This is a genomic window from Streptomyces sp. SPB162 (assembly GCF_029504575.1).
Taxonomy (GTDB): domain Bacteria; phylum Actinomycetota; class Actinomycetes; order Streptomycetales; family Streptomycetaceae; genus Actinacidiphila.
Map to the genome: position 1 here is coordinate 2,174,354 of NZ_JAQFII010000001.1, position 16,620 is coordinate 2,190,973.

A 16,620-nucleotide genomic window follows, 5' to 3' on the forward strand; every position below is an offset into this window, starting at 1 on the left:
CCTCCTGTCGTGCCCCGTGCACACCACGGCCCGCCACACCCAAAGGAAGTCATGAGCCAGCACCTCACCGACGCGCCCCGCTCCGCCGCCGACAACGCCGCCGACGCCGTGCGCAGAGACTGGTGGCGTGACGCCGTGATCTACCAGGTCTACCCGCGCAGTTTCGCCGACGGCGACGGCGACGGCATGGGCGACCTGCCCGGGATCACCGCCCGGCTGCCCTACCTGCGCTCGCTCGGCGTGGACGCCGTGTGGCTGTCGCCGTTCTACGCCTCCCCGCAGGCCGACGGCGGCTACGACGTGGCCGACTACCGCGCCGTCGACCCGATGTTCGGCACCCTGACGGACGCCGACGACCTGGTGCGGGCCGCCCACGCGCTGGATCTGCGGGTCATCGTGGACGTGGTCCCCAACCACTGCTCCGACCAGCACGAGTGGTTCAAGCAGGCGCTGCGCGAGGGCGCCGGATCCCCGATCCGCGAGCGCTTCCACTTCCGCGCGGGCAAGGGTGCCGACGGCGAACTCCCGCCGAACGACTGGGAGTCCATCTTCGGCGGCCCCGCCTGGACGCGGACGGTGAACGCCGACGGCACCCCCGGCGAGTGGTACCTGCACCTGTTCGCCCCGGAGCAGCCGGACTTCAACTGGGACCACCCGGCGGTGCACGACGAGTTCCGCTCCATCCTGCGCTTCTGGCTGGACCTGGGCATCGACGGCTTCCGCATCGACGTCGCCCACGGCATGGTCAAGGCCCCCGGACTGCCCGACATCGGCTCGCACGAGCAGCTCAAGCTGCTGGGCACCGCGTCGATGCCGTACTTCGACCAGGACGGCGTCCACGAGATCTACCGCAGCTGGCGCAAGATCCTGGACGAGTATTCCCCCAACCTCCGGCCGGGGGTGCCCCCGGGCGACCGCATCGCCGTCGCCGAGGCCTGGACGCCGACCGTCGAGCGCAGCGCCCTGTACCTGCGCCCCGACGAGCTGCACCAGGCGTTCAACTTCGAGTACCTGACGTCCGGCTGGGACGCCGCCGCGCTGCGCCGGGTCATCGACACCTCGCTGGCCGCGATGGGTTCCGTCGGCGCGCCCGCCACCTGGGTGCTGTCCAACCACGACGTGGTGCGGCACTCGACCCGCTTCGCCGACGGCGACCAGGCGCTCGGTCTGCGCCGGGCTCGGGCCGCGACCCTGCTGATGCTGGCGCTGCCCGGCTCCGCCTACCTGTACCAGGGCGAGGAGCTCGGTCTGCCCGAGGTCACCGACCTGCCGGACGAGGTGCGCCAGGACCCGGCGTTCTTCCGCAACGCCGGCCAGGACGGCACCCGCGACGGCTGCCGCGTCCCGCTGCCGTGGTCGGGCACCCGCGCACCGTACGGCTTCGGCCCGGTCGAGGGCGGCCCCAGCTGGCTGCCGCAGCCCGACGCCTGGGCCGGCCTCAGCGTCGAGGCGCAGGAGGGCGACCCGAACTCGACGCTGGAGTTCTACCGTGCGGCGCTGGCCGTCCGCCGCGAACACCCCGCCCTGGGCGCCGGTTCCGACGTGACGTGGCTGGATGCTCCGGAGGGCGTGCTGGCGTTCCGCCGGGACAGCGCCGAGGGCTCGTTCGTGTGCACCGCCAACGTCACCGCGGCGCCCGTCACGATCCCGGCCCCCGGCCGCGTGCTGCTCGGCGGGACCGGGTTCAGCGCGGACGGAGAGTACGCCGTCATCCCCGCCGACACCACGATTTGGTGGGCGATCTGACGTGGCCACCATCCGTCCCATAGCATCCGGTGCTGTGACCGCAAGGCTTGCTGACATCGCAACCCAGGCGGGTGTCAGCGAAGCAACGGTCAGCCGGGTCCTCAACGGCAAGCCCGGCGTATCCGCCACCACCCGCGAATCCGTGCTGGCCGCACTCGATCTGCTCGGCTACGAACGGCCGGTCCGGCTGCGGCAGCGCAGCGCGGGTCTGATCGGCCTGATCACCCCGGAGCTGGAGAACCCGATCTTTCCCGCGTTCGCGCAGGTGATCGGTCAGGCGCTGACCCGCGACGGGTACACCCCGCTGCTGGCCACCCAGACTCCGGGCGGCTCGACCGAGGACGAGCTGGTCGAGATGCTCGTGGAACGCGGCGTCGCCGGGATCATCTTCGTCTCCGGGCTGCACGCCGACTCCACCGCCGACACCGAGCGGTACGCCAGGCTGCACGGCCAGGGTGTGCCGTTCGTGCTGATCAACGGCTTCTCGGAGAAGATCAAGGCGCCGTTCGTGTCCCCCGACGACCGGGGCGCGATGCGGCTGGCCGTCACCCATTTGGCGGCACTCGGACATGAGAAAATCGGACTGGCGGTCGGACCGAAGCGTTTCGTGCCGGTGCTTCGCAAGATCCAGGGCTTCATCAGCAGCATGCAGGACGTGCTGGGACTGAGCACCGAAGAATCCGAACACCTGATCCAACACTCCCTCTACACGCTGGAGGGGGGCCAGGCTGCCGCGACAGCGCTCATAGCCTCCGGATGCACCGCGATCGTCTGCGCGTCCGACATGATGGCGCTGGGCGCCATCAGGGCCGCCCGGCAGCAGGGCCTGTCGGTGCCCGAGGACGTCTCGGTCGTGGGTTTCGACGATTCCCCGCTGATCGCCTTCACGGATCCGCCACTGACCACCATCCGCCAGCCCGTGGCCGCCATGGGACAGGCGGCCGTGCGGGCGCTGCTGGAGGAGATCGGCGGCACCCCCGCCCCGCACAGCGAATTCGTCTTCCTCCCCGAGCTGGTCGTCCGCGGCTCCACGGCCGCGGTGCCGAGCGTCCGGACGCCCGCGCTCCTGGTCCAGCAGGCGGCCGGGAGGCACACATCGAACGCTCAGGGTCCGGCCGGCGTCTGAGCGGCGAGCCGCGCGGGTCTGGCAGACTATTCCTCCATGGGGGAACCGACCGCGAAGATCATGGACGGCCGTACGGCTGTCCCGCCGCGCTCCATCGGTTCCACTGATTCCGATGGAGCGCCGAGCGAGGGCCCTGGGGCACCCCGCCATACCTTCGTGTCAAGGCTCCGCACCCCCCGGAGACCGCGTCTGTGGTTCGAGATCGTTCTGATCGCGGTCAGTTACTGGGTGTATTCGCTCGTCCGCAACGCCGTGCCCGAGCAGGAACCGGCGGCGATGCGGCACGCGAACGCGATCTGGAAGCTGGAGAACCACCTCGGCCTGGCCGTCGAGCACAGCGTCAACCACGCGCTGAACTCGGTGACTTGGCTGATCGTCGGAATGAACTACTACTACGCGACGCTGCACTTCGTCATCACCATCGGCGTCCTGGTGTGGCTCTACCACTGGCATCCGGGCCGCTACGGGCCGGCGCGCACGATCCTCTTCGTCACCACCGGCATCGCGCTGGTCGGCTTCTACTTCTACCCGCTGGCCCCGCCCCGGCTGATGCAGGGCATCGACTTCATCGACACCGTCAAGGCGCACCACACCTGGGGTTCGATGGCCTCCGGCGACCTGGCACAGGTGTCGAACCAGTACGCCGCGATGCCTTCCATGCACATCGGGTGGTCGCTGTGGTGCGGCATCACCGTCGCGACGCTCGCCAGGCCACTGTGGGCCAGGGTGCTGGGCATCCTGTACCCGGTGGCGACCCTGATCGTGATCATCTCGACGGCCAACCACTTCTGGCTCGACGCCATAGGGGGCGCCGTCTGCCTGGGCGGCGGCTTCGCCGTGGTCTACGTGCTCTACGGACGCTACGTCTACCACCTGCCCCGCTACCCGGCGACGGCCCGCCGCCGATAGGCGGGCGGGCCCGTGGGAGCGGCCGTCACGCCTCGTACTCGTAGAAGAGCCGCTCGACGACCGTGCGGGCCCGCCGGGTCGTCCTGCGGTACTCCTCCAGCATGTCGCCGACGTGGCCGGCCGAGTACCCGAGGTAGCGGCCCACGGCGGCGAGCTCCCGGCCGTCGCCGGGGAACGTGTCGCCGGGGCGGCCGCGTACCAGCATCACCGCGTTGCGGACCCGGGTGGCCAGCACCCACGCCTCGTCCAGCACGGCCGCGTCGTCGGCGCCGACCAGGCCGGCGGCCTGGAGGGCGGCCAGCGCCCGCCGGGTGCGGGTGGTGCGCAGTTCCTTCAGCCGCCCGCCGTGCTGCATCTGCAGCAGCTGGACGGTCCACTCGACGTCGGAGAGCCCACCGCGGCCGAGCTTGGCGTGGGTGGTGGGGTCGGCGCCGCGCGGCATCCGCTCGGACTCCATGCGGGCCTTGAGCCGCCGGATCTCCCGCACCGCGTCCTCGTCGAGCCCGTCCGCCGGGTACCGCAGCGGATCGATCAGCTCGATGAAGCGCTCGCCCAGCCCCTCGTCCCCGGCCATGGGGTCGGCGCGCAGCAGCGCCTGGCTCTCCCACCCCAGCGACCAGCGCCGGTAGTAGGCGGCGTACGAGCCGAGGCTGCGCACCAGCGGCCCGCTCTTTCCCTCCGGGCGCAGATCCGCGTCCATCAGCAGCGGCGGGTCCGGGGTGGGGATCTGCAGCAGCCGGCGCAGCTCGTTGGCGATCTTGAGGGCCTGCGCGGCGGCCCGCGGTTCGTCGGCCCCCTCCAGCGGTTCGTGGACGAACATCACGTCGGCGTCCGAGCCGTAGCCCTGTTCGCGTCCGCCGAAGCGGCCCATGCCGATGACCGCGAACCGGGTCGCCGGCGGGCCTTCCGTCGCCTCGACGGCGTTCATGGCGGCCCGCAGGGCGCCCACGACGGTGGTCGTGTTGATGTCGGTGACCGCGGTGCCCACCGCGTCCACGTCCAGCTCGCCGGTGACGTCGGCCGCCGCCGTCCTGAACAACTCGCGGCGCCGGACCCCGCGTACCGCGGTGACCGCCTGCTCGGGGGTGTCGGCGCGGCCGACCGCGGCCAGCACCTCCTGTTCGAGCGCCGCCGCGGTCCGCGGCCGCAGGCCCTCGGGGGCGCCGAGCAGGGCGACCGCCTCGGGGGCGCGCATGAGCAGGTCGGGGGCGAGCCGGCCGGAGGAGAGCACCCGGGCGAGGTGCTCGGCGGCGGCGCCCTCGTCCCGGAGCAGCCGCAGGTACCAGGGGGTCTTGCCGAGCGCGTCGGAGACCTTGCGGAAGCCGAGGAGCCCGGCGTCCGGGTCGGCGGAGTCGCCGAACCAGCCGAGCAGGACGGGCAGCAGGGTGCGCTGGATGGCGGCCTTGCGGCTGACACCGCTGGCCAGCGCCTCCAGGTGGCGGATGGCGGCGGCGGGATCGGCGTACCCCAGCGCCTGCAGGCGCTGCCTGGCGGCATTGGCGCTGAGCCGGGTCTCGACCGGTTCGAGCTGGGCGACCGCGTCGAGCAGCGGCCGGTAGAAGAGCTTCTCGTGCAACCGGCGCACCTCGACGGCGTGCCGCTTCCACTCCCGGTTCAGCTCGGCGACCGGGTCTGCGCGAAACCCCAGCGACCGGCCGAGCCGGCGCTGCCCGGCCTTGTCGTCCGGCACGAGATGGGTGCGGCGCAGCCGGTACAGCTGGATCCGGTGCTCCATCAGACGCAGGAACCGGTACGCGGCGTCGAGTGAGGCGGCGTCCGCACGGCCCACGTAGCCGCCGGCCGCGAGTTGGGCGAGCGCGGTGAGCGTGGTGCCGCTGCGCAGTGAGGAATCGGTTCTGCCGTGCACCAACTGCAGCAGCTGCACGGCGAACTCGACATCGCGCAGCCCGCCGGGACCGAGCTTCAGCTCCCGCTCGACGTGCGCGGCGGGGATGCCCTCCACAACGCGGCGGCGCATCTGCTGGACGTCGGTGACGAAGTGGTCGCGGTCGGCGGCCTGCCACACCATCGGCGAGAGCGCCTCGACGTACGCCAGGCCCAGCGCCCGGTCGCCCGCCATCGGCCGGGCCTTGAGCAGCGCCTGGAACTCCCAGGTCTTGGCCCACCGCCGGTAGTAGGCGACATGGCTGGAAAGCGTCCGCACCAGCGGGCCGTTCTTGCCCTCGGGCCGCAGGTTGGCGTCGACGGGCCAGATGGTGCCCTCGGCGGTGGTGTCGGAGCAGACCCGCATCATCCGCGCGGCCAGCCGCGTCGCCGCCCGCATCGCCGCGGCCTCCTCGGCGCCCTCGACCGCCTCCGCCACGAAGATCACGTCCACGTCCGAGACGTAGTTCAGCTCGTGGCCGCCGCACTTGCCCATGCCGATCACGGCGAGCCGGCACAGCGCCGCGTCCTCCGGCGCCTCGGCGCCGGCGATGGCGAGCGCCGCGCGCACGGTCGCGGTCGCCAGGTCCGCGAGCTCCCCCGCCGTCTGCGCCAGGTCGCTGGTGCCACACACGTCGCGGGCGGCGATGGCCAGCATGCAGCGGCGGTAGGCGGCCCGCAGCAGGTCGGGGTCGGTGGCCGAGGCCAGCCCGCGTTCGAACTCGGCGACGCCGGGGTGCAGGTCGGAGGACTCGTACGTCACCAGCGCGTGCCAGTCGTGCGGGTGCCGGGCGAGGTGGTCGCCGAGCGCCTCGGAGGCGCCGAGCACCCCGAGCAGCCGGTCGCGCAGGGGCTTGGCGCTGGTCAGGGTGTCGAGCAGGGTCCGCCGCTCGCCCGCTTCCAGCACCTCCACCAGCCGGACCAGGCCCAGCAGCGCCTGATCGGGGTCCGCGGTCACGCCGAGCGCGTCCAGCAGCACCGGATCGGTCCGCACCGCCGTCAGCCCCGCCGACTCCACCAGCACCTCGGCCGCGGCGGGATCGGTGAACCCGTGGCGCAGCAGCCGGGAGAACGTGCTGCTCCGGCGCCCCTGCGGCAGCGACATCTCGCCTCCGGTACGTCATGCATCGTCATGCCTGCGATCAAGGTCCCAGCTGAGCGTAACCGCCCGGCCGCCGAGCTGGAACGGTTCCACCTCGCGCGGCCACGGCGGTGCCGGTCCGAACAGCGGAGTGCTACCCGGACCGGGCAGCGGCGAAGCTCTGCCGGGCGGCCCACCGAGCCCGTCCGGTCGGCGGGCGCTGCCGGTCCCGGTGGATGGCGGAGCCCGTTCCGGCGGGTGGCGGAGCCCGTGCCGGTGGGTGGCGGAGCCCGTTCCGGCGGGTGGGCGGAGCCCGGCGCGTACCCCCACCCCGTTCGTTTCCCGGCCATTCACGTCGGCGGATCTTCTCTCTTCCAGCCGCCGCTCCTACGCTGACAGCGCTCCGCGCCCCCCTTCCCCCCACCGGAGGTAAGCCGTGCCCGGCTTGTCGAAATCCGTACCGCGTCCCCTCACCGCCCTCGCCGCAGCCCTCGGGCTGGCCGGCGCGTCCGTCGGACTGTGGGCCGGCCTCGGCGGCGCGTCCACCGCGAGCGCCGCGGCCGCCGTCCCCACTCCGGACCACGTGATCGTCGTGATGATGGAGAACCACGCGTACAACCAGGTCATCGGCAGCTCCAGCGCGCCCTACATCAACTCGCTGAAGACCGGCGGAGCGAACCTCACCGCCTCGTACGGCGTCACGCACCCGAGCCAGCCGAACTACTACCAGGTGTTCTCCGGCAGTAACCAGGGCGTCACCGGCGACAGCTGCGTCACCCCCGGCTTCAGCTCCGCGCCCAACCTCGCCTCCGAGCTGATCGCCGCGGGCAAGACCTGGGGCAGCTACAACGAGACGCTGCCCAGCCAGGGCTCCACCACCTGCAGCAGCGGCAAGTACGCGCAGAAGCACAACCCCTGGTTCGGCTTCAAGAACGTGCCGACCTCCAGCGCCAAGACGTTCGCCCAGTTCCCGACGGACTACACCACGCTGCCGCAGGTCTCCTTCGTCGTGCCGAACCTGTGCAGCGACATGCACGACTGCTCCGTCGGCACCGGTGACACCTGGCTGAAGAACAACCTCGGCGCTTACGCCACCTGGGCCAAGACCCACAACAGCCTGCTCGTCGTCACCTTCGACGAGGACAACCGGCTGGCCGGCAACCGCATCCCGACCGTCCTGTACGGGCAGAGCGTCACCCCGGGCAGCACCTCGTCGACCACGTACAACCACTACAACCTGCTGCGCACGCTGGAGGACATGTACGGCCTCCCGCACGCGGGCAACGCCGCCTCCGCGTCCGACATCACCGGCATCTGGACCAGCTGACCATGAGCGGAGCCGGCGCCATGACCACCCGGAACCGGCTGCTGATCCTCGTCGCGGCGCTCGCCGTGCTCGCCTGTGTGGCGGGCGCGGCGGTCTGGCACGCCTCCGACCGGGCCGCCCGGAAGGACACCGAGCAGGCGGGCGGCCCGCCGGTCGTCCGGGGCACGGTGTCGCTGGCCCCGGCCGGACCGCGTCTCATGGTCTTCCGCAACATGGCGTGGGGTCCGCACCGCGACGAGCTGGCCACCGTGCCCGCCGCCTCGCCCGGGGCGATCCGTACCGCCTCCGGCGTCCACTGCCTGCGCTTCCACGCCGCCGCCGGCACCGGCATCTGCCTGCAGAGCGTGCACGGCACCGTCCAGGACACCTACCGCGCCGTCGTCCTCGACTCCCGCCTCCAGGAGACCCGCCACTACCCGCTGACCGGCATCCCGACCCGCGCCCGCGTCTCGCCCAGCGGCCACCTCGCCGCCTGGACGGTCTTCGTCGCCGGCGACTCCTACGCGGGCACGAACTTCTCCACTCGCACCTCGCTCCTCGACGTGCGCACCGGGAAACTCGACGCGAGCCTGGAGGACTTCACGATCCGCAAGGACGGCAAGCACTACCGCGCCACCGACGTGAACTTCTGGGGCATCACCTTCGCCGACGACGGACACTTCTACGCGACGCTCGCGACCGGCGGCAGCACGTACCTCGTCCGCGGCGACCTCGCGGCCCGCACCGTGACGACGCTGCGCCCCAACGTCGAATGCCCGTCGCTCTCCCCCGACGGCACCCGCCTGGTCTTCAAGAAGCGCGTCGCGGGCCTGTCCCCCGACGCCCCCTGGCGGCTCTACGCCCTGGACCTCGCCACGATGCGCGAGACCCCGCTGGCCGAGACCCGCAGCGTCGACGACCAGGCCATCTGGACCGACGACCGCACCGTCGCCTACTCGCTGCCGGGCGACTTCGGCGCGGACCTCTACACGGTCCCCGCCGACGGCACCGGCGCACCCCGCGCCCTGACCCCGGCGGCCCTGGCCCCGGCCTACATCGGCTGACGCGAGCGGTCAGCCGGGGTCCGGTCAGCCGGAGGCTTCGGGAAGGCAGTGCACGGTGACCCGCTGCACGAGGTTGTTGGCGAACCCGCCGCGGTTCCACGGCTGGTCGAGGGGCTGGGTGTTGCCCTCGGCGTCGGTGGCGCGGGCGCTGAGCACATGGCTGCCGGGTTCGGCCGTCCAGGACGTCCGCCAGCTCCGCCAGGCCCGGTCGTGCCCGTCCGGCGGGGCGAGTTCGGCCGCCCGCCAGGACCCTGTGCCGTCCGTGCTCACCTCGACCGCCGTGACCGGCGCCATCCCGGACCACGCCCTGCCCTCCAGCGGCACCGGCCCGGGGCGTACGACGCGGGTCCTGGACATGAAGTCGGGGAACCCCGGCGGGATCATCAGCGCGCGCGGGGCGATCCGGGTGACCGGCTCGCCCGGCTCACCGGCACGCTGCCGGTAGCGGTACGCGACCGCCGGCTGGAATCCGGTGAACGGGGTGTCGGTGAGGGTGATCTCGCGCAGCCACTTCACGTGCGCCATGCCGTACCAGCCGGGCACCACGAGCCGCAGCGGGTAGCCGTGCTGCGGCGGCAGGGGCAGACCGTTCATGCCGTACGCGACGAGTACCTCCGGATCGCCGCCGGCCGCCACCGCCGGCGGCAGACTCCACCGGTACTCCTGCTCGACCCCGCGCTCCACACCGTGGTCGGCCCCGCCGAAAACGGCCTCGACGGCGCCCGGCAGCACCCCCGCCTCGGCGAGCAGCACGCGCAGCGGCACCCCGGTCCACTCGGCGGTCCCCACCCCCTCGACCAGCCAGGGCTGGCTCACCGGCCGCGGGGTGAGCCGCGCCCGGCCGTTGCCCGCGCACTCCATCGTCACGCGGTGGGTGACGGCGGGGTAGGACCGCAGGGCCGCCATGTCCAGCGACAGCGCCGTCCGGACGGCGCCCCCGACAGTGAGCCGCCAGTCGTCCTCGCGGGCGGCGGGGATGTCGTAGTGCACCAGGACGTAGTGCAGGCCCGGCGGGGTCACGTCGTAGCGCAGGGCCTCGAGCGGGAGCCCGTGGTTGCGGGCGGCGAGCGCGAGTTCGTCCGCGCCGATCCCCTCACCGGGTTCCGCGAGCCGGCCGGCCGGGCTGATGTCGCCGTAGCGTCCGTCCATACCCCCATGGTGCGCTCACGGCCCGGGCCGTACCCCCGGAATGCGGCCCGCGCCGAGCGGCGGGATGCTGGAGATATCGGCTCTGGGCCCCTTGATGCCCATGGCTGACGAGGATGCCAGGGCGTCGGCGCACCACCGCCCACCGGCGGCCCGACCGGGGAGCGGCCGGGCGGGAAGGCGGCCCGAGTCTCGCCGAGGAGTTCGCCATGGACGCCAGCACTCTGGAAGCGATGCGGACCGCGCTGCGCGGCCCCGTCATCGGTCCACAGGATCCCGCGTACGCGCAGGCCCGCGAGGTCTACAACGCCATGGTCGACACGCGCCCGGCCGCCGTCGTGCGGTGCGCGGACGCCGCGGACGTGATGGCCGCGGTCGACTTCATCCGGGACCAGGGCCTGGAACTCGCCGTCCGGGGCGGCGGCCACAGCGGCGCCGGCCTGTGCCTGGTCGACGACGGCGTCACCGTCGACCTGTCGCCGATGCGCTGGGTGCGCGTCGACCCCGCCACGAAGACCGCCCGGGTCGGCGGCGGATGCCAACTCGGCGACCTGGACCACGCCGCTCACGCCTTCGAGTTGGCCACCCCCGGGGGCATCATGTCCACGACGGGCGTCGCCGGCCTCACCCTCGGCGGCGGCCACGGCCACCTCACCCGCAAGTACGGCCTGACGATGGACAACCTCGTGGACGCCGACGTGGTGCTCGCCGACGGCAGCTTCGTCACGGCGAGCGAGGACGACCACCCTGACCTGTTCTGGGCGCTGCGCGGCGGCGGCGGCAACTTCGGCATCGTCACCTCGTTCCGCTTCCGGCTGCACCCGGTGCACACCGTGGGCCTCGCGGTCAGCCTCTGGCCGGTCGACCACATCCACGAGGTGCTGCGCTGGTACCGCGACTTCCTGCCGCAGGCACCCGAGGACCTGAACGGCTTCTTCGCCGTGCTCACCGTCCCGCCGGCCCCGCCGTTCCCCGAGGAGATCCACGGGCACCCCATGTGCGGCGTCGTGTGGTGCTGGACGGGTGACCCGGACGGCATCGAGCAGGCGCTGGCCCCCGTGAACGACGCGGGTGTGCCGGCCTTCCACTTCTCGGCGCCGATGCCGTACCCCGCGTTGCAGGGCATGTTCGACGAACTGATCCCCAAGGGCCTGCAGTGGTACTGGCGCGGGGACTTCTTCAACCGGATCACGGACGACGCCATCGACGTGCACGCGAAGTACGCCGAGAACCTCCCCACCGCCCTGTCGACCATGCACCTCTACCCGGTCGACGGAGCCGCCCACCGCATCGGCCCGGACGACACCGCGTGGGCCTACCGGGACGCCCTCTGGTCCGGCGTCATCGGCGGCATCGACCCCGACCCGGCCAACGCGGGCATCGTCAAGGAGTGGTGCGTCGACTACTGGGAGGACCTGCACCCGCACTCCATGGGCGGCGGCTACGTCAACTTCATGGGCGCGGGCGAGAGCCAGGACCGCGTCCGGGCCACCTACCGCGACCACTACGACCGCCTGGCGGCGATCAAACACACCTACGACCCGCACAACCTCTTCCATGCAAACCAGAACATCGCCCCGGCCACCTGACCACGAGCACTGACGAACCGGCGGCGGCCGGGTGTTCACTCGACCGCATTCCCCACCGAGACAACGGGCGCCGTGTGCGGTGGAGTGACGCCGGGTGGCGCGCGGCCGGTGCATTGCGGGCCTGCCGCTGCTCACGGCCACCTAGCTCTGGCCGGACACCCGGGTCCCGGACGCGACCGTCCGTGACCCGGAGCGGTGAGACGACTCCGGGCCGGCGGCAGTGTGCCGCTGGCCCGGTCGTCGTTACGGCGTAGGGAACCTTCCCTGACCTGCGTTTACAGGTTCGGCAGGTTCTTCCGCAGCTCGAAGGCCGTCACCTCGCTGCGGTACTCCTCCCACTCCTGCTTCTTGTTGCGCAGGAAGAAGTCGAAGACGTGCTCGCCGAGGGTCTCCGCGACCAGTTCGCTGCGTTCCATCAGGGTGATGGCCTCGCCCAGGTTCTGCGGGAGGGGCTCGATGCCCAGGGCGCGGCGTTCGGCGTCGGAGAGGGCCCAGACGTCGTCGTCGGCGCCGGGCGGGAGCTCGTAGCCCTCCTGGATGCCCTTCAGGCCGGCGGCGAGCAGCACCGCGTAGGCGAGGTAGGGGTTGGCGCCGGAGTCGATGGAGCGGACCTCGACGCGGGTGGAGCCGGTCTTGCCGGGTTTGTACATCGGGACGCGGATCAGCGCGGACCGGTTGTTGTGGCCCCAGCAGATGTAGGAGGGTGCCTCGCCGCCGGCGCCGGCGGTGCGCTGCGAGCCGCCCCAGATGCGCTTGTAGGAATTCACCCACTGGTTGGTGACGGCGGAGATCTCGCCGGCGTGCTTGAGCAGGCCCGCGATGAAGGAGCGGCCGACCTTGGAGAGCTGGAACTCCGAGCCGGACTCGTAGAACGCGTTGCGGTCGCCCTCGAAGAGGGAGAGGTGGGTGTGCATGCCCGAGCCGGGGAAATCCGAGAACGGCTTGGGCATGAACGTCGCGTGCACGCCCTGCTCCAGCGCGACCTGCTTCATCACCAGCCGGAACGTCATGACGTTGTCGGCGGTGGACAGCGCGTCGGCGTAGCGGAGGTCGATCTCCTGCTGGCCGGGGGCGCCCTCGTGGTGGGAGAACTCCACCGAGATGCCCATCGACTCCAGCATGGTGATCGCCTGGCGGCGGAAGTCCATGCCGACGTTCTGCGGAGTGTGGTCGAAGTAGCCGGAGTTGTCGGCGGGGGTGGGGATGCTGCCGTCGAGCGGCTTGTCCTTGAGCAGGAAGAACTCGATCTCGGGGTGGGTGTAGAAGGTGAACCCGAGGTCGGAGGTCTTGGCCAGCGCGCGCTTGAGGACGTAGCGCGGGTCGGCGTAGGAGGGGGAGCCGTCCGGCATGAGGATGTCGCAGAACATCCGCGCGGTCCCGGGGCCCTCAGCGCGCCACGGCAGGATCTGGAAAGTGCTGGGGTCGGGCTTGGCGATCATGTCCGACTCGTACACCCGGGCGAAGCCCTCGATCGCCGAACCGTCGAAACCGATGCCCTCGTCGAAGGCCTGCTCCAGCTCGGCGGGGGCGACGGCGACCGACTTCAGGTAGCCGAGCACGTCCGTGAACCACAGCCGCACGAAGCGGATGTCGCGCTCTTCGAGCGTGCGGAGCACGAACTCCTGCTGCTTATCCATTTCCACCCATCCTCGCTGATCAGGCTGCCTGCTCCCGCGCCGCGGGGCACATCGGGGCACATGAGCATCCCACCACACGGTTTCCGGCACGTTTCGAACCTCGTCCGAACACACGGGGCCGGCGGGGGCGTACTGCTGTGCCCATAGTGCCTGCTGTTCAGCGCCCTGGGTAACGGGCACCCGCTATCCGCGGGACACCCGCGCCGACCCGCGTCGATTGCCGGTGCGCTTGTGTAGGGTCCAGTCAGGTTCCGGTACCGGAGAGGGGTATGCGATGGCACGTCGCATATGAGGACGCCGCCCCGACCGCCCGAGGCGGTCCCGCGTCGCGCCCTGTCCCCCCACCGACACCCATGAGGTGTGTTCAGCTATGCGTACCTACCACCGCCGCGCCGTGCTCGGCGCGGGTATCGCCGCCGTCGGAGCGGTCGCCGGAGCCGCCGCCGGAGGCGGCCTGCTCGCCGCCGCTTCCCGGGCCGGCGCCGCCGTTCCGGGAGACGGATACCTCGCACCCGACGGGCCGGAGGTCGCCGCCGCGGAGAAGGCGCGCGCCGGCGACGGACCGGTCACCGAAGTCCGGCTGACCGCCGTCGAGGGCGTCGTGGACCTCGGCGGGCCCACGGTCAGGACGTGGACGTACGACGGCGAGCTGCCCGGCAAGGAGATCCGGGTGACGGCGGGCGGCTCCCTGTCCGCGACGCTCGCCAACCACCTGCCGCAGACCACCTCCGCGCACTGGCACGGGCTCGCTGTGCGCAACGACATGGACGGGGTGCCGGGGCTGACCCAGTCCCCGATCAAGGCCGGCGCGGAGTTCGCGTACCGCTTCGCCGTGCAGCGACCCGGCACGTACTGGTTCCACCCGCACACCGGCGTGCAGCTGGACCGGGGGCTGTACGCGCCGCTCATCGTCGAGGACCCGAAGGAGCCGCTGCAGTACGACAAGGAGTGGGTCGTCGTCCTCGACGACTGGGTGGACGGCGTCGACGGCAGTACCCCGGACGCCGTCCTCGCCGAGCTCATGCACGGCGCGCCCCGGACCGGCATGGCCGGCATGGCGGGGACGGACGACCCGCCGGGCCAGGGGCCGGCCGTCCCGGCCGGACCGAGCCGCCTGCTGACGGGCGCCACCAGCTACCTGCTCAGCGGCGAGGCGGGCGACGTGCGGTACCCGTACTACCTCGTCAACGGCCGCGTCCCGCAGGCTCCCCGCGGCTTCACCGCCAAGCCGGGCGACCGGATCCGGATCCGTTTCATCAACGCGGGCGGCGACACCGCCTTCCGCGTCGCGCTCGGCGACCACCGGATGACCGTCACGCACACCGACGGCTACCCCGTCGTGCACGCCGACACGGACGCGCTGCTGATCGGCATGGGCGAGCGGTACGATGTGCTGGTGACGGCGGGTGACGGCGTCTTCCCGCTGGTCGCCCTCGCCGAGGGGAAGGACGCCGCGGCGCTGGACGTGCTGCGCACCGGCGTCGGAACGGCGCCCACCCCCGCCGACCGGCCGCGGGAGCTGTCCGGCGAGCTGCTCCAGGCCGGGGATCTGCGGGCCGACCCCTCGGTGGCGCTGACCGACCCCGGCCGGACCCCGGACCGCTTTCTCACGCTGCGACTGACCGGCAGCATGGCCAGGTACGACTGGGGCTTCGACGGGTCGGCGTACGATCCGGCGGTCCGCCAGGACGTGCGGCAGGGCGAACGGGTTCGGCTGACGATCGCGAACAACACCCGGATGTGGCACCCCCTGCATGTGCACGGGCACACCTTTTCGCTGACCGGCGGCGGCGCGCGCAAGGACACCGCTATCGTGCTGCCCGGACGGACCCGCAGCGTCGACCTCGACGCGGACAACCCGGGACTGTGGATGGTCCACTGCCACAACGTCTACCACGCCGAGGCGGGCATGATGACGGTCCTCGGCTACCGGCAGTGACGGGTGGCGGCGCCGGGGGGTGATCGCCCGGACACGAAACCTTGCAGGATTGGCGCAAATTTCCCGCAAGAAACTTGCGTAACCTGTACTAGAGTTGACGGCATGACACGACGACTTGCCACGGTGGCAAAGAAGGTCGGGGTGAGCGAGGCGACCGTCAGCCGAGTGCTGAACGGGAAGCCCGGAGTCTCCGATGCGACCAGAGCCGCAGTGCTGACCGCACTCGATGTGCTCGGTTACGAACGACCGACCCAGCTGCGCGGGGAGCGTGCCCGCCTTGTCGGGCTCGTTCTCCCGGAGCTTTCCAATCCGATCTTCCCGGCCTTCGCCGAGGTGGTGGGCGGGGCCCTGGCACAGCAGGGGTTCACCCCCGTGCTCTGCACCCAGACCGTCGGCGGGGTGTCCGAGGCCGACTACGTGGAGTTGCTGCTGCAGCAGCACGTCTCCGGGGCGATCTTCTTCGGCGGCCTGTACGCGCAGGCCGAGTCGTCGCACGAGCACTACGCCCGGCTCGCCGAGCGCAACCTGCCCACCGTGCTGATGAACGCCGCCATCGACCATCTCGACTTCCCGAGGGTGTCCTGCGACGACGCCGTCGCCGTCGAACAGGGGATGACCCACCTCGCGTCGCTCGGCCATGAGCGGATCGGCCTCATCCTGGGCCCGCCCGACCACGTGCCGTCGCAGCGCAAGCTCGCCGCGGCCCGCCGCTGGATCGGGGCGCGCGGTGGCGAACTCCCCGACACCGCCGTCGAACACGCGCTGTTCACCCTGGAGGGCGGCCAGGCCGCGGCGAACCGGCTGATCCAGCGCGGCGTCACGGCCGTCATCTGCGCCAGCGACCCGATCGCACTGGGCGCCATCCGGTCCGCTCGCCGCCGCGGGCTGTCGGTGCCGCAGGACTTCTCGGTCATCGGCTACGACGACTCGATGTTCATGAATTGCATCGATCCGCCGCTCACCACCGTCCGACAGCCCATCGAAGCGATGGGCCGGGCCGCCGTCGACCTGCTCAGCGGCCAGATCAGCGGGACTCCGGTCGACCACGACGAGCTGCTCTTCGAGCCCGAACTCGTCGTACGCGGCTCCACCGGCCCCGTGCCGCGCACCGCGCAGCCCCAGCAGGCGGGGGTGGAAGCGACCACGCGGTAGCGGCGGTTCCTCTTCGGCAGTCGTTGGCAACCCTCCCCGAC

Annotated in this window: 11 protein-coding genes; 8 read left to right on the plus strand and 3 right to left on the minus strand. The window is 71.9% G+C overall.

All coding sequences use genetic code 11. The features are described 5' to 3' along the window. Positions 1–51 precede the first annotated feature (51 nt). Genes M2266_RS10070 through M2266_RS10080 form a run of 3 tightly spaced genes read left to right on the plus strand, consistent with a single transcriptional unit; the run spans position 52 to position 3,781 of the window. Positions 52–1,746: a glycoside hydrolase family 13 protein gene (locus tag M2266_RS10070; protein ID WP_277437867.1), complete on the plus strand. Its 1,695-nt coding sequence runs from the start codon at positions 52–54 to the stop codon at positions 1,744–1,746. Between the two features lie 34 nt (positions 1,747–1,780). Then, positions 1,781–2,872 (plus strand): LacI family DNA-binding transcriptional regulator, encoded by a 1,092-nt coding sequence (locus tag M2266_RS10075; RefSeq protein WP_277437868.1) that lies wholly within the window; start codon positions 1,781–1,783, stop codon positions 2,870–2,872. 36 nt (positions 2,873–2,908) lie between these two features. After that, on the plus strand, positions 2,909–3,781 hold the full coding sequence (locus M2266_RS10080; protein ID WP_277437869.1) for a phosphatase PAP2 family protein: 873 nt from the start codon (positions 2,909–2,911) through the stop codon (positions 3,779–3,781). A 25-nt stretch (positions 3,782–3,806) separates the two neighbouring features. Here the strand turns inward: M2266_RS10080 and M2266_RS10085 are convergent, their stop codons facing one another. Beyond that, on the minus strand, positions 3,807–6,770 hold the full coding sequence (locus M2266_RS10085) for a bifunctional [glutamine synthetase] adenylyltransferase/[glutamine synthetase]-adenylyl-L-tyrosine phosphorylase (RefSeq protein ID WP_277437870.1): 2,964 nt from the start codon (positions 6,768–6,770) through the stop codon (positions 3,807–3,809). Between the two features lie 412 nt (positions 6,771–7,182). Between M2266_RS10085 and M2266_RS10090 the strand changes: the two genes are divergently transcribed. Together M2266_RS10090 and M2266_RS10095 are read left to right on the plus strand one after the other, a co-directional pair. Next, complete coding sequence (locus M2266_RS10090; protein WP_277437871.1) at positions 7,183–8,073, plus strand: alkaline phosphatase family protein; 891 nt, start codon at positions 7,183–7,185, stop codon at positions 8,071–8,073. A gap of 20 nt (positions 8,074–8,093) precedes the next feature. Continuing rightward, positions 8,094–9,116, plus strand: coding sequence for a TolB-like translocation protein (locus M2266_RS10095; protein WP_277437872.1), 1,023 nt, complete (start codon positions 8,094–8,096; stop codon positions 9,114–9,116). A gap of 24 nt (positions 9,117–9,140) precedes the next feature. Here M2266_RS10095 and M2266_RS10100 read toward each other — a convergent pair whose 3' ends face one another. After that, positions 9,141–10,265 (minus strand): sulfite oxidase, encoded by a 1,125-nt coding sequence (locus tag M2266_RS10100; RefSeq protein WP_277437873.1) that lies wholly within the window; start codon positions 10,263–10,265, stop codon positions 9,141–9,143. Positions 10,266–10,471: 206 nt separating this feature from the next. On the opposite strand from M2266_RS10100, the gene M2266_RS10105 reads away from it, so the two are divergent. After that, entirely contained in the window at positions 10,472–11,851 is a 1,380-nt protein-coding gene (locus M2266_RS10105; protein ID WP_277437874.1) for an FAD-binding oxidoreductase, read from the plus strand. 275 nt (positions 11,852–12,126) lie between these two features. On the opposite strand, the gene M2266_RS10110 is transcribed toward M2266_RS10105, so the two are convergent. Next, a complete protein-coding gene (locus tag M2266_RS10110) occupies positions 12,127–13,488 on the minus strand; it encodes a glutamine synthetase family protein (protein WP_138353765.1) in 1,362 nt (453 codons plus the stop codon). Between the two features lie 370 nt (positions 13,489–13,858). Here M2266_RS10110 and M2266_RS10115 point away from each other — a divergent pair, with 370 nt between their 5' ends. After that, positions 13,859–15,427, plus strand: coding sequence for a multicopper oxidase family protein (locus M2266_RS10115; RefSeq protein ID WP_277437875.1), 1,569 nt, complete (start codon positions 13,859–13,861; stop codon positions 15,425–15,427). 102 nt (positions 15,428–15,529) lie between these two features. Beyond that, complete coding sequence (locus M2266_RS10120) at positions 15,530–16,579, plus strand: LacI family DNA-binding transcriptional regulator (protein WP_277437876.1); 1,050 nt, start codon at positions 15,530–15,532, stop codon at positions 16,577–16,579. The last annotated feature ends 41 nt before the right edge of the window (positions 16,580–16,620 follow it).